General features: G+C 68.8%; 11 protein-coding genes. 4 read left to right on the top strand and 7 right to left on the bottom strand.

Annotated elements, in window-relative coordinates; translation table 11 throughout:
* Positions 1–771: an NAD kinase gene (locus ACIQCS_RS14330; protein WP_345851490.1), complete on the bottom strand. Its 771-nt coding sequence runs from the start codon at positions 769–771 to the stop codon at positions 1–3.
* Positions 768–1766 (bottom strand): GTP 3',8-cyclase MoaA, encoded by a 999-nt coding sequence (gene moaA, locus ACIQCS_RS14325; protein ID WP_345851493.1) that lies wholly within the window; start codon positions 1764–1766, stop codon positions 768–770. The genes ACIQCS_RS14330 and moaA overlap by 4 nt, the downstream gene beginning before the upstream one ends.
* Positions 1767–1825: 59 nt before the next feature.
* Between moaA and ACIQCS_RS14320 the strand changes: the two genes are divergently transcribed.
* Positions 1826–3808, top strand: a complete 1983-nt coding sequence (locus ACIQCS_RS14320) for a bifunctional diguanylate cyclase/phosphodiesterase (protein WP_345851494.1) — start codon at positions 1826–1828, stop codon at positions 3806–3808.
* Positions 3805–4188 carry a hypothetical protein gene (locus ACIQCS_RS14315; RefSeq protein WP_345851496.1) on the top strand — a complete coding sequence of 128 codons (384 nt, stop codon included), beginning with the start codon at positions 3805–3807 and terminating at the stop codon, positions 4186–4188. The genes ACIQCS_RS14320 and ACIQCS_RS14315 overlap by 4 nt, the downstream gene beginning before the upstream one ends.
* 2 nt (positions 4189–4190) lie before the next feature.
* Here ACIQCS_RS14315 and ACIQCS_RS14310 read toward each other — a convergent pair whose 3' ends face one another.
* From ACIQCS_RS14310 to ACIQCS_RS14295, 4 genes are all read right to left on the bottom strand, one after another.
* Positions 4191–4700: a GAF domain-containing protein gene (locus ACIQCS_RS14310; protein ID WP_401531184.1), complete on the bottom strand. Its 510-nt coding sequence runs from the start codon at positions 4698–4700 to the stop codon at positions 4191–4193.
* 297 nt (positions 4701–4997) lie between these two features.
* Positions 4998–6503 carry a globin-coupled sensor protein gene (locus ACIQCS_RS14305; RefSeq protein ID WP_345851498.1) on the bottom strand — a complete coding sequence of 502 codons (1506 nt, stop codon included), beginning with the start codon at positions 6501–6503 and terminating at the stop codon, positions 4998–5000.
* A gap of 95 nt (positions 6504–6598) precedes the next feature.
* The gene (mfd, locus tag ACIQCS_RS14300) at positions 6599–10054 is read right to left on the bottom strand and encodes a transcription-repair coupling factor (protein WP_345851499.1); all 3456 of its coding nucleotides are present in this window, start codon (positions 10052–10054) and stop codon (positions 6599–6601) included.
* 6 nt (positions 10055–10060) lie between these two features.
* Positions 10061–10327: a succinate dehydrogenase assembly factor 2 gene (locus tag ACIQCS_RS14295; RefSeq protein ID WP_280279227.1), complete on the bottom strand. Its 267-nt coding sequence runs from the start codon at positions 10325–10327 to the stop codon at positions 10061–10063.
* A gap of 184 nt (positions 10328–10511) precedes the next feature.
* Between ACIQCS_RS14295 and ACIQCS_RS14290 the strand changes: the two genes are divergently transcribed.
* Together ACIQCS_RS14290 and recG are read left to right on the top strand one after the other, a co-directional pair.
* Positions 10512–10730 carry a hypothetical protein gene (locus tag ACIQCS_RS14290; protein WP_125617325.1) on the top strand — a complete coding sequence of 73 codons (219 nt, stop codon included), beginning with the start codon at positions 10512–10514 and terminating at the stop codon, positions 10728–10730.
* Positions 10731–10778: 48 nt separating this feature from the next.
* Complete coding sequence (recG, locus tag ACIQCS_RS14285) at positions 10779–12836, top strand: ATP-dependent DNA helicase RecG (RefSeq protein ID WP_345851501.1); 2058 nt, start codon at positions 10779–10781, stop codon at positions 12834–12836.
* Positions 12837–13196: 360 nt separating this feature from the next.
* On the opposite strand, the gene ACIQCS_RS14280 is transcribed toward recG, so the two are convergent.
* Positions 13197–13496, bottom strand: coding sequence for a hypothetical protein (locus ACIQCS_RS14280; protein ID WP_345851502.1), 300 nt, complete (start codon positions 13494–13496; stop codon positions 13197–13199).
* Between the last annotated feature and the right edge of the window lie 475 nt (positions 13497–13971).

The raw sequence follows: 13971 nt of genomic DNA, 5'->3' as shown, positions 1-13971 counted from the left end.
TCAGGCGACGAATTGTTCCATCGTTATCCGATCATCCAGCGCATGCTCCGGATCGAAGAGCAAGGTGAGGTCGCGGTGATGGTCGATCGCTATCTCCACCCTGGCGACGTCGCGCACTTCGCGCTGATCCGCCACGGCGCTCACCGGCCGCTTGTCTGCCTCCAGCACGCGAATCGCGATGCGGGCCTTGTCGGGCAGGATCGCGCCGCGCCAGCGCCGCGGGCGGAACGGGCTGATCGGCGTCATCGCCAGCATCGCCGAACCCAGCGGCAGGATCGGGCCTTGGACGGACAGGTTATATGCGGTGGAGCCGGCGGGCGTGGCGACGAGCAGGCCGTCGCACACCAGCTCCGGCAGCACGACGCGATCATTGACGGTGACTTCGAGCTTCGCCGTCTGGCGCGTCTCGCGCAGGAACGAGACTTCGTTGATTGCCGGCAGTTCGAAGCGCTCGCCGGCGGCATTGATCGCGTTCATCTTGAGCGGACTCACCTTGAACGGCTTGGCGCGGGCGAGCCGTTCGTCGAGCCCGTCGCGCCGCCAGTCGTTCATCAGGAAGCCGACCGTGCCCAGATTCATGCCGAACACCGGAACGCTGCGGCGGCTCTCCAGCAGATTGTGGAGCGTCTGGAGCATGAAGCCGTCGCCGCCCAGGGCGACGATCGCCTCGGCCTGTTCGACGGGAACCCATTCATATGCCTCGGCCAGCTCTTCGGCGGCGAGCTGGGCGGGTTCGGTGGGCGAGACGACGAGCGCGCGGAGCTGGCTCATCCGCCGGTGACGCTCATGTGGCGGCGCGTGGCCGGGGCGGCTCCGGCGGCGATGCGAAAATCGTGGCGGGCCGGCTTGCGCCGCAGCGCGGCATCGATCGCTTCGTCGAGGCCGGCAGGGCCGGCACCGCGCAGCGCGGCCTTGATGTCGACTCCCGCGTCATGGCCGAGGCACATATAGAGCTTTCCGTCGCTGGCGAGGCGGACGCGGTTGCATCCGTCGCAGAAATTGGCGCTGAGCGGTGTGATCAGGCCCAGCCGCGTGCCGGTGTCCGCGACGCGCCAGTAGCGCGCGGGGCCGCCGGTGCGATGCGTGTCGGGGATCAATGCGAAGCGCGCGCGTAGCGCGGCCAGCACGCCGGTGAGCGGCAGGAAGCGATCGGTGCGATCTTCCTCCACCTCGCCCAGCGGCATCGTCTCGATCAGGGTGAGGTCCATGCCTTCCGTCGCCGCCCAGGCGAGCATTGCGGGGATCTCGCTTTCGTTGAGGCCCTTCAATGCGACCATGTTGAGCTTGACCGCGATGCCGGCGGCCCGCGCGGCGGCGATGCCGGCCAGCACCTTCGCCAGCTCGCCATGCCGGGTGATGTGCCGGAAGGTCTCCGGATCGCGGCTATCGAGGCTGACGTTGACGCGGCGCACCCCGGCGTCGTGCAGCGCCTCGGCATGGTCGGCGAGGTGCGTGCCGTTGGTGGTGAGGGTGATTTCGTCGAGGCCCGCGCCGAGATGGCGGGCGATCCGGCGGACCAGCGCCATCGTGTCGCCGCGGACCAGCGGCTCCCCCCCGGTCAGGCGGATCTTGCGCACGCCGCGCGCGACGAAGCGATCGGCGACCAGCGCCAGCTCGTCGAGGCTCAGCAGCGCGCCGCGCGGCAGGAAGCGCATCTTCTCGGGCATGCAATAGCGGCAGCGCAGGTCGCAGCGATCCGTGACCGAAATGCGCAAATACTGGATCGCGCGGCCATGGGCGTCGATCAAGGCGGGCGCGGCTGCCATGCAAGACGAGTTACGCATGATGATGGCGGCGGGCAAGCGTTCGCGTTATCGAGAGGGGAATGTCCGAAGATTTCACAGTCATCGAAAGCGCCAACGCAGATGCTGCACCGGTGTTCGTCCTCAGCTTTCGCCAGCGCGACGAAGTCGCGGCGGCCGCAGCGGGGGGCGGCTGGCGGGTGGTGGCGGCGCGGCGCTCGGATGCGCTCGAGCGGCGTTTCCTGTCGAGCGGAGCAGCCGTCGCGGTGATCGACGCACGCGGCGCGCTGTCCGAGGGGATGGACGCGGCCAAGGTGCTGGGGCCGACGATCGACGCGCACGGCGCCGCGATGCTGATTCTCGTCTCGCAGAGCGACACGGTGCATATGCGCCATTTCTTCGATGCCGGGGCCACCCACTTCCTGTCCAGCCCGATGTCCTCGGCGGCGATGGCGCATGCGATCCGCTTCGCCCAGCGGCATGTCGAGCGGCTCTCCGGGTGGAACGGGCAGGAAAAGGGGCCGCCCGAGCCGCTCGGCTGGCGATTCGATCCGGCAATGCGCTCGCTGCAGCTCACGCCGGCGCTGGCGAGCCTGCTGGGCCTGCCCGAAGCACCCGGCACGCGGACCTTCTTCGCCAGACTCGATCCGGCGGACCGGGTGCTGGCGCGCAGCGCGCTGCGCCGCCTGAACGCGGACACGCCTTCCACTGCCTTCGCGCACGACCTGGCCGGCGTGGGGCGGGTGGTGCAGCATCTTCAATATGATGCGCAGACCAACCGGCTGCATGCGCTCGTCGAGGCGCTGGGCGTGGCGCCCGATGCCAATGCGGCGGTGCGCGACGCGCTCACCGGCGCGCGCGATGGGCCCAGCGCCCGGCGCTGGATCGACCGGCGCCTGGTGGAGGGCGGCCGTGTCGGCGTCGTGCTGATCGGGCTGACGCGTTTCGAGACAGTGAACACCGCCTATGGCCGGGCCGTGGGGGACGAGCTGCTGCGCAGCGTCTCGCGCCGGGTGGGTGAAGTGGCGCGCGAGACGCTCGGCAAGGGCGCCATCGTCGCGCGGATCGGCGGATCGGAATTCCTGGTTGCCAGCGACGATGCCGATGCCGCGAGGATCGGTGCGGCGGTGGCCCGGCTCGAGGATGCGCTGGCCCGGCCCTTCGTGGTGGGAGGTGGCATCGCCCCGCTCGGGGCACGGCTGGTGACCGGAGAGAGCCTGGCCGGCGACAATGCCGCGGCCCTGCTGCGGCGCACCAGCGAAGCGCTGCTCGGCGACGTGCCGCTGGAGAAGGGCGCTCCCCCGGTCGATCTGCTCGTCGACAGCCTGCACCGCGCGCTGGAGCGCGGCGAGATCGGCGTGCTGTTCCAGCCCCAGGTCTCGATCGCCACCGGGCAGGTCGTGGGCGTGGAGGCGCTGGCGCGCTGGAACCACCCAGAGTTCGGCGAGCTGGGCGCCGACACGCTGTTTGCCGCGGCCGAGCGGGCGGGGCTCGACGCGACGCTCTCCGATCATGTCCAGCGCCGCGCGCTGGCGGCGGCGGCGAACTGGCCCATGTCGTTGAGCAAGCTGCGGCTCTCGATCAACGTGACCGCGGCCGATGTGGCGCGGGCAAGCTTCGTCGATGCGCTGCTCGGCCGGATCGACGCGAGCAATTTCCCGCGCAATCGGCTGACGGTGGAGATCACCGAGGGCGGCATCATGTCGGACCTGGGCGAAGCCGCGCGGCTGCTCACCCTGTTGCGGGCGGCGGGGTGCCGGGTCGCCATCGACGATTTCGGCACGGGCTATTCGAGCCTCGCCTATCTCAAGGCACTGCCGCTCGACTATCTCAAGATCGACAAGAAGCTCAGCCAGGACATCACCGGCTCGCCGCGCGACCGGGTGGTGGTGCGGGGCGTGATCGACATGGCGCGCTCGCTGGGGCTGGCGGTGGTGGCGGAAGGCGTCGAGACCGCCGAGCAGCTCGACCTGCTCGCCAAGGAAGGCTGCCAATATTTCCAGGGCTTCCTCTGCTCGGCGCCGGTCGACGTGCCGGCGCTGGCCCAGCTGGTGAGCCGGGGATGAGCGATCCGCGCGATCTGAGCGGCGTCTGGTACGGCCGCTATGTCAGCAGCGTCGACGGGCAGGACAATGGCTTCATCGCCCTGCTGGAGGAGACCGGCGGCGCCGTCTCGGGCAGCATCAGCGAGCGGGACGGGCAGGGCGGCGTGCGCGGCGCCACGGTGGCGGGGCGGCGCAGCGGCGCGCGGATCCAGTTCGTGAAGCAATATCACGGCCGCTGGGACCATGCCGTCTTCTACGAGGGCAGCATAGACGACCAGGGCACCGAGGCGAGCGGCAGCTGGAAGCTGGACCAGGCGCATGGCGGCTTCAGCATGCAGCGCGAGAAATTCTCCGCAGACGAACTGGAAGACGAGCGCGAGGACAGCCTCGCGCTTCGGTGAGTTCAGGCCGGGTCGGCGCCCCGGCCTTCGGTGACGCGGCCCAGCGTGACCCCGGCATAGCGGGCCAGGCTGGCGAGCAGCGCGCTGGTGCTCGGATCGATCGGCCCGGCTTCCGCCCAATAGGCGCCCATCGCCATGCTCGGCCCCATCAGCCCGATGGGATACATCGACATGCTGCGCACGAAGGTGGGCCGATAGGCGTCCACCGGAACCCGCGGATCGTCATAGATGTCGGGAATGTGGATCGGCCGCGCCTCGAGGATGGCGAGGCCCGATATGCAATTCTCGATCGGAAAGCGCTCGCCCGCCCAGAGCGGAGTCATCGCATCCTCGGCGACATAGGCGACCTGGTCGCCCTCGCGGCGGATGACGGTGACGCCGTCGCAGCGTGCGATCGTCCGCGCGCATTCCCGCAGCACGTTGACCAACTCGTCGATCGAGGTCGCATGCGACAACCGGGCCATCGCTTCGGTCAACAATCGGCGTTGCTCGAAACTGTCCGGCTCCCTCAAGCCTCGCTCCTCACGAGCGGACCCGTTCAGGGTCTCGCCTGCCTCAATCCCATCGGTCACGGCCAGATACGCAGCCTTGTTCTAGTCGTTTCAACGCGAAACCCGCCAAATCGGATCGGCTTCAACACGACGAAGCCACGCGATGACCCATGGTCGCCTGCGCACCAGAGGGCAGGAGGCCTGGGCATTGCGCCGAGCAGCACCATTTCGCCTGCATCCTGAACGGAGTTCCAGTATGCGCAACTACGCAAAAATACCGGTGCCATGAAAGTCGGAAAGGCATGAGGGGGCCCCAAGCTAAGAGCGCACGCGCAGGGCCGAAACGGCGGCGGGCGGCAAGTCGCGTGTCGTGCCGCTGAAGATCGGGTGCGTGCCATTGGGACGCGGCGGGATGGCCGCCGCATCGGTGCGGAAAGCGCAGGTGAGCTCGGCGAGCGTCCGTGCCTCCTGGGCGAGCGTGCGGGTGGCGGCCGAAGTCTGCTCGACCATGGCCGCATTCTGCTGCGTGCCCTGGTCCATGGCGCCGATCGCGGTGGAGACTTCGCCGATCGCGATCGCCTGGGCGCCATTGTCCCGCGCCATGCTGGCGAGCAGCGCGTGCACTTCGCCGACGTCGCTCGCGATGTTGGCCAGTGCATCGTCGACCTGCATCACCGCATCGACCGCGGTGACGACCTCCGCCTGGGTGGTGGTGAGCTGCTCGCGGGCGCGGCCGGCTTCCTCCTCGGCGCGCATCGCCAGCGCGCTGACCAGATCGGCGACGACGGCGAAGCCGCGCCCCGCCTCGCCGGCGCGCCCGGCCTCGACCGCGGCGTTCATCGCGAGCACGCGCGTCTGGAAGGCGATCTTGTCGAGCCCCTCGATCACCGCATCGATGCCCTTGGCGCTTTCCGAGACGCGGTGCATCGCCTCGACCGCCTGGGTGGCGACGGCGCGCCCCCCATCGACGGTGGCGATCGCCTGATCGGCGCGCGTGACGGTCGACTTCGCGGCCTGGGCGGTGCTGCGCGAGCGATCGTCCATCTGCGCGACGGCGGCGCTGGTCTGCTCGAGGCTGGCGGCATTCGCCTGGGTGCGCTGGGCGAGATCGTCCGCGGCTTGGGCGATCTCGCCGGTGGTGCCGTTGATCCGCCGGGTGCCCGCGGCAACGGCCTGGAGCATCTCGCGCATCCGCGCGAGCGTGTGATTGTAGTTATGCTCGAGCGAGGCATAGGCACCCGGCATGTCCGCAAGCTGGCGGGTGAGGTCGCCGCCGGCGAGCGCGGCAAGGGCCTCGCCCAGCGTGCCCATCGCGGCTTCGCGGCTCGCCTGCTCCTCCTCGAAATAGATCGAGAGCGACAATTCCATGTCGAGCAACGCGGCCTTGACCAGCGCGGCGGGCAGGACCGCGAGCGCGCGCGGGCGCAGCGTGCCGAGCAGGCGCCGCCACCAGGGCGTGCGCGCCATCGCCTCGTGGAGCAGCTGCTCGAGCACCAGCGCATAGCCGCCGACATACCAGCGCGGCTCGAGCCCGATGCGCGCATGGGTGGCGCCGATGCGGCGCACGCTCTGGTGATATTGCGCGTCGAACTGCCCCGTGGCGAGGTGGTTCCAATGGCCTTCCTGCGCCGTCTGGGCGCTGCGCATGTGCCCGGGGCTGGCGAAGAAGCGCGCGGTCTCCGGCGTGGCGCGGACGCGGGCGTAGAAGCGGTCGAGTGCCTTGCCGATCGCCGAACGGATCAGCGCGCCGTTTCCGGAAAGCGTGGCGCGCTGGGCGGCATCCATCTCCATGAACGCGAGACGGGAAGAAATGGGGTCGGTCACTCGGCACTCCTTGGGGGGAGACCCACCGGTCAGGCGGCGGGCCAGTCCCCCCATTCTAGGAGGCCGCGAGGGCGGAGGTGCGGGGCGCTACGGGTTTATCCCGCCGCTTTCGCGAGGCCCCGGGACAGCTGGAGCGCGCCGTTGAGCCGGGCCTGGGGCGTCGCCCAGGCGCGGGTGATCACCAGCTTCATGTCGGGGCGCAGCTTCGCCGTGCCCTCCAGCTTGTCGACATAGGCGAGCAGGCCGTCGACATTGGGGAATTTGTCGTCGTGGAAGCTGACCAGCGCGCCCTTGGGGCCGACGTCGAGCTTGGCGATGCAGGCGCGCTTGGCGTTCAGCTTGGCCTCGATCAGCGTGATCAGGTTCTCGGTCGCCTCGGGCAGCTTGCCGAACCGGTCGATCAGCTCGGCGGCGAAGGCCTCGATGCCGGCGCGGTCCTCCACGTCGTTGAGGCGGCGATACAGGCCCATGCGCAGGTCGAGATCGGGAACATAGGCCTCGGGGATCATGATCGGCGCGTCGACGGTGATCTGCGGGCTCAGGTCGCGCGGGCGCTCGTCGCGCAGGCCGCCGGCCTTGGCGTCGAGGATCGCCTCCTCCAGCATCGACTGGTAGAGTTCGTAGCCGACCTCCTTGATATGGCCGGACTGCTCGTCGCCGAGCAGGTTGCCGGCGCCGCGGATGTCCAGATCGTGGCTGGCGAGCTGGAAGCCGGCGCCCAGCGATTCCAGGTCGGACAGCACCTTGAGCCGCTTTTCCGCCGCCTCGGTCATCAGGCGCTGGGCCGGGGTGGTCAGATAGGCATAGGCGCGGGTCTTGGAGCGCCCGACCCGGCCGCGCAGCTGGTAGAGCTGGGCGAGGCCGAACTTGTCCGCCCGGTTGATGATCAGCGTGTTGGCGCTGGGAATGTCGATGCCGCTCTCGATGATCGTGGTCGAGACGAGCAGGTCGTATTTGCGATCGTAGAAGGCGGACATGCGCTCCTCGACCTCGCCCGCCGCCATCTGGCCGTGCGCGACGACATAGCGGATCTCGGGCACGTCGCTCCGCAGGAACTCCTCGATCTCGGGCAGGTCCGAGATGCGCGGAGTGACGAAATAGGCCTGGCCGCCGCGATAATGCTCGCGAAGGAGGGCTTCGCGCAGCACCACCGGGTCCCAGGGCATCACATAGGTGCGCACCGCCAGGCGATCGACCGGCGGGGTCTGGATCACGCTCAGCTCGCGCAGGCCCGACATCGCCATCTGGAGCGTGCGTGGGATCGGCGTGGCGGTGAGGGTGAGGACATGGACGTCCGCCTTCATTGCCTTCAGCCGCTCCTTGTGGGTGACGCCGAAGCGCTGCTCCTCGTCGACGATGACCAGGCCGAGCCGCTTGAACTCGACGCCCTTGGCGAGGACGGCATGGGTGCCGACGACGATGTCGATCGTGCCGTCGGCGGCGCCGTCCTTGGTCGCCTTCATCTCGGTGCTGCCCACCAGGCGCGAGAGGCGGCCCACCTTGATCGGGAAGCCTTCGAAGCGCTGGGTGAAATTGTTGAAATGCTGGCGCGCGAGCAGGGTGGTCGGGCAGACCACCGCCACCTGCATGCCGGCCATCGCCGCGACGAAGGCAGCACGCAGCGCCACCTCGGTCTTGCCGAAGCCGACATCGCCGACGATCAGCCGGTCCATCGGGCGGCCGGCGGCGAGATCCTCGAGCACGTCGCCGATCGCGCGGTCCTGGTCGTCGGTCTCCTCATAAGGGAAGCGGTCGACAAAGGCGGGATAGCCGCCGGCATCAGGCTCGGCGACTTCGGCGGGGCGGGTGGCGCGCTTGGCGGCGGTGGCGATGAGCTCGCCCGCGATCTCGCGGATCCGCTCCTTCATGCGGCTCTTGCGCCGCTGCCAGGCCTCGCCGCCCAGCCGGTCGAGCGCCGCGCCTTCCTCGCCCGCGCCGTAGCGGCTCAGGACCTCGAGATTCTCGACCGGGACATAGAGCTTGTCGCCGCCGGCATAGGTGAGGGCGACGCAGTCGTGCGGGGCCTTCTGCACCGGGATCTGGGTGAGGCCCTCATAGCGGCCGATGCCGTGATCGACGTGCACCACCAGATCGCCCGGCGAGAGCGTCGCCAGCTCGTTGAGAAAGGCGTCGGTCGACTTGCGGCGCTTCGAGCGGCGGACGAGGCGGTCGCCCAGCATGTCCTGCTCGGTGAGCACCGCGACGCCGGGGGCGGAGAAGCCATGATCGAGCGGCAGCACGATCATCGCGACCGCGCTGTCGGCGATGCCCATCGCCTCGTGCCAGCTGTCCGCCTTGCGCGCGGTCTTGAGGCCGTGATCGGCGAGCAGCCCGGTCAGGCGCTCGCGGGCGCCGTTCGAATAGCTGGCGAGTATCGGTTTCTGGCGCGATTTCCGTAGCTTGGCGATATGATCGACTACGGCTTCATAGACATTGGCGCCGGCGGCGCGCTCGGGCGCGAAGTCGCGCGGGCCGTCGACGTCGAAATCGAGGACGGTGGCGCTGGTCGGCTCGTGAAAGGGCGTGCTGGTGTGGGCCGGCCAGTCGGTGAGGCGCTTTTCCCATTCGTTCGCAACAAGATAGAGCGCATCGGCAGCGAGCGGGCGATAGCTGCCCGGATCGGCGGACTGGGCGCGGACGCGGTTCGACTGATAGTCGGCGATCGCTTCGAACCGCGCCTCGGCGGCACCGGCATCGCCGGCGTCGCGGATCAGGATCGCATCGCCGGGAAGATGCTCGAACAGCGTCTCCAGACGTTCCTCGAACAGCGGCAGCCAATGCTCCATGCCGGCGAGGCGGCGGCCGTCGCTGATCGCCTGGTAGAGCGGATCGCCGGTGGCGGTGGCGCCGAACTTTTCCCGGTATCGCGTGCGGAAGCGCTTGACCGACTCCTCATCGAGCAGGGCCTCGGAAGCGGGGAGGAGCGTGAAGCCGTCGATCCGCCCGGTGGTGCGCTGGTCCGAGGGATCGAAGGTGCGGACGCTCTCGATCTCGTCGCCGAAAAAGTCGAGCCGCAATGCCTGTTCGGCGCCCGAGGGGAAGAGGTCGACCAGGCCGCCGCGCACTGCGAACTCGCCGGCGTCGTTCACGGTGTCGACGCGGATATAGCCATTCGCCTGAAGCAGATTTCCGAGCTTTTCCAGGCTGATACGCTCGCCGGGCGCAAGGCGCGCAACGAGCTGGCGGATGCGGAAGGGCGTGAGCGTGCGCTGGGTGACGGCGTTTACCGTGGTGACCAGCAGGCGCGGCTTTTCGCTTTTGTTCTGAAGGGCATGGAGCGTAGCCAGCCGTTCGGCCATGACGCGCAGGGTCGGGCTGGCGCGGTCATAGGGAAGGCAGTCCCAGGCGGGAAAGCCGAGGATTTCGAGCTCGGGCGCGAAATAGGGCGCGGTGCCGGCCACGGCGCGCATCGCGGCTTCGTCGGGCGCGACGAAGACGGCCATCCGCCCCGTGCGCGCCAGATCGGCCAGCATCCAGGGAAGGAAACCGGCCGGGGCGCCCGACAGGGTGAGAGGCCTTTGCGCGGAGAGGATGGTCTTGAGGTCGGGCATTCGGGCTCAGCGAGAAATAGGCACGTAGTTCAAGGTCTTGAGGGCGGTCATTACCGTACCGGCATAGCGTGGGGGAGCGGGCTCGACGCCCATCGCCCAGGCCATGATATCGACGTCCTGCTCCTCGAGCAGTTCCTCGAACAGGTCCATCTCGGCATCGTTCCAGCCGGCGCCATGCCGATCGAAGAAGCCGCCGATCAGCAGATCTGCTTCCTTCACGCCGCGATGCCAGGCGCGGAAGCGCAGGCGCTTGAGACGGGTTTCGCGATCCATTCGGTCCTCAACGGGAAATGGCCGGCAGCGCGAAAAATGCGTGTCGGCGAAAATGGTGGGTACGATTTCCCAGATAGGTTGCCGCGCCGGCGAACGCCAGCCGCAACTTAATCGGCCGTTTCCGTCCATAGGGCCGGGGATCTTCCTATGATGGGCAGATACTCTGCGTAAAGGCCGTTCCAAAATGCGTTTCGTGATGCTCAAGTCGATCAACGGCGACCCCATGCTGGTCAACATTGCCGCGGTGCGGACGGTCGCGACGATCAACATGGCCGGTGCCGATGTCGGCGTGCTTTCGTTCGACGGCGCGCACGAAGTGGTGGTCGGCTCGACCGTGATCGAAGTGCATGCCGCGATCGAGGCGGCCGGCCAGGCGATCGCGCCCGCGCGCAGCATCGCCTGATCCCGCACCCCCTAGCGGCGCGCCATCGCAAGGATTAGGTCGGGCGCCATGCGCCCCGAGATCCTCAATCCGCTCTTCGCCGAAGTCACGGCGCTCAAGGGGATCGGCGCGGCCCTGGCCAGGCCGCTCGAGCGGCTGGGGCTGGCGCGCGTCGTCGACGTCGCCTTCCATCTCCCCACCGGCTTCATCGACCGCATTCCGCGCGACGCGCTGATGGCGTCGGACGCGGGGCGGATCATCGCGATCGAGCTGACTCCGGTGCAATATCGCTTCGGCGGCAGCGCCCGCTCCCCCGCGCGGGTGCAGGCGGTGGACGCGCACGGCAACCATGCCAGCCTCGTCTTCTTCGGCGGCAATTCGGGGTGGGCGAAGAAGCTGCTCCCGCTGGGCGAGAAGCGCTGGGTCTCGGGCCGGCTCGACCAATATGGCCAGGAGCTGCAGATCGTGCACCCCGAGGTCGCGCTGCCCGAAGAGGCGGAAGGCGGCGGCCGCGAGGCGATCTATCCGTGTTCCGAGGGCATCACGTCCAAGCGGATCGCGGCGCTGGCCGCCCAGGCGATCGCGCGCGCGCCCGATCTGCCCGAATGGATCGAGCCGAGCCTGAAGGACCGCCACCAATGGCCCGGCTGGAAGGAGGCGCTGGCCCGCATCCATGCCGACCCCGCCGACGCCAAGGCGCGCGAGCGGCTCGCCTATGACGAAGTCTTCGCCAACCAGCTCGCGCTGATGCTGGTGCGCGGCGAGGCCCGTGCCAAGCGCGGCCGGCCGCTGACCGGGGACGGGCGGCTGCGCGACCGGCTCCGGCTACCCTATACGCCCACCGGCGCCCAGTCGCGCACGATCCGCGAGATCGAGGGCGACATGGCGCAGAGCCAGCCGATGCTCCGCCTGCTCCAGGGCGATGTCGGCGCGGGCAAGACGCTGGTAGCGACGATGGCGCTGCTGATCGCCGCCGAGGCGGGAGCGCAGGGCGCGATGCTGGCTCCCACCGAGATCCTCGCCCGCCAGCATTACGACAATCTCTCGCGCCTGCTCGCCGGGCTCGACATCCGCATCGCGATCCTCACCGGGCGCGACAAGGGCAAGGTGCGCGAGGCCGTTCTGATGGGGCTTGCCGCCGGTGAGATCGACCTGTTGGTCGGCACCCATGCGATCTTCCAGCAGGGCGTGACCTATCGCGACCTGGGGCTGGTGGTGGTGGACGAGCAGCATCGCTTCGGCGTGGCCGAGCGGCTGATGCTCCAGGCCAAGGCACAGGTGCCGCCGCACCTGCTGGTGATGACCGCCACGCCGATTCCGCGCACGCTCCAGCTGGCCAGCCATGGCGAGATGGACGTGAGCCGGCTGGACGAGATGCCGCCCGGCCGCCAGCCGATCCAGACGACGGTGATCGCCGAGGACAAGCTCGACGCGGTGATCGCCGGGCTGGGCCGGCATCTCGATGCGGGCAAGCAGGCCTATTGGGTGTGCCCGCTGGTGGAGGAGAGCGAGAAGATCGACCTTGCCGCCGCCGAGCATCGCGCCGCCACGCTCACCGCGCGGTTCGGCGACAAGGTCGGGCTGGTCCATGGCCGGATGAAGGGGCCGGAGAAGGACGCGGTGATGGCGCGCTTCGCCGCGGGCGAGCTGGGCGTGCTGGTGGCGACCACGGTGATCGAAGTGGGGGTGGACGTGCCCAACGCCACGCTGATCGTGATCGAGGCGGCAGACCGGTTCGGCCTCGCCCAGCTCCACCAGCTGCGCGGGCGCGTGGGCCGGGGCGGGGGGCAGTCCCACTGCATCCTGCTGCGCGGGGAGAAGCTGAGCGAGACGTCGCGGGCACGGCTGGCGCTGATGCGCGACACCACCGACGGCTTTCTGATCGCCGAGCGCGACCTGGAGCTGCGCGGCGCAGGCGAGATCCTCGGCACGCGCCAATCGGGCGAGCAGAGCTTTCGCCTGGCGACGCCGGAGAGCCTGGCGACGCTGATCGCGGCGGCGAACGCCGATGCGCGGCTGCTGGAGGACCAGGACCGCGCGCTGCACACCGCGCGGGGCGAGGCGGCGCGGATCGCGCTCTACCTGTTCGAGCGCGACGCGGCGGTGAGCCTGTTGCGAGCGGGGTAGGGGGCGATCGGCTCCGCCGTCTTCCTGGGGCGGAGGAAGCGGGATCCCGGCGCAAGGCCGGGATGACGGCGGGAAACGGATACTCGTTTGGGTTCCCAACCTGGGGGCGCGCCCCAATCATCAAACTCCGTCATCCCCGCGCAGGCGGGGATCCAGGGTAGTTCGGGACAAGGCTGCTGCCAGGCGAGCGCCTTTCCGGAGGACGCGGGACTCGGCCGCGTGCAACCTGCCCCTGGCCCTGGATCCCCGCCTGCGCCGGGATGACGGGAGTAGTTTCAACGGCTTGTTCGAGCTTGGGCCGGGCCACCGGCGCGCGGGTTCGCCGCCGCCGACGGATCGGCGGCGGCGGTCCGGATCCGCTCAGTCCGCGCGGCGCGGATTTGCCTTGATCGCGCGCGCGGGCAGCGGGATCCCGTCCGCATCGAAGATATTGGGGCTGAACGTCTTCTCCGGGCCGCTCGGGCAGTTCAGCGGACCCACCGTGCCCGGCGTGCCGTCCTTGTTGTAGCACGCCACCGCGCCGGGCAGCGATCCGTTCACCCAGGTGCCGGAGCAGGTGCGCGTGCACCCGTTGGAGAAAGTATGGACCTGATCCGCCGCAGCCGGCGCCGCCCAAGCAGACATCGCGAACAATGCCGTCCCTGCAATATATGCCTTCATTTCAGCTTCCCTCCTTTAGTGGGAGGCAAAGCTTCTCACCAATAGATCTTATGCAGGCTGAACGATCTGTTGTGTAACGGAAAGAAGATATGCGTAATTTGCAAGAAAAGGCGCTACTTGTATAGGGTATCGAGGCGGCGTTGCGCCGCATCTCGATGCCAGGGAGGCACTGCATCCGGAGAATGGACGATGGCGCCTTCCACCGTCATCCCCGCGCAGGCGGGGATCCAGGGTAGCGTGGAACAATCCAGGCAATCGCGCCGGGTATCGGGGGGCAAGCCCAGCCTCGTCGCCCTTGCTCCTGCCTGCGGGGCGGCGGCGGGTAGAATAGCGGGACGGGAACATGCGTATCCCAACCTGGCTGGATAGTAATCTATCTCGTTGTTTTCACGTAGAGTTGTAATGAGCTCGAGAGCCGGTGACTTGAGTGATCGATGGTGCGCGGATCTCGTGTCATGACCCGGAAATATTACTA

This window comes from Sphingomonas sp. NPDC092440, from assembly GCF_044754985.1.
Classification (GTDB): domain Bacteria; phylum Pseudomonadota; class Alphaproteobacteria; order Sphingomonadales; family Sphingomonadaceae; genus Sphingomonas.
This window is presented reverse-complemented; position numbering and strand designations above follow the sequence as displayed.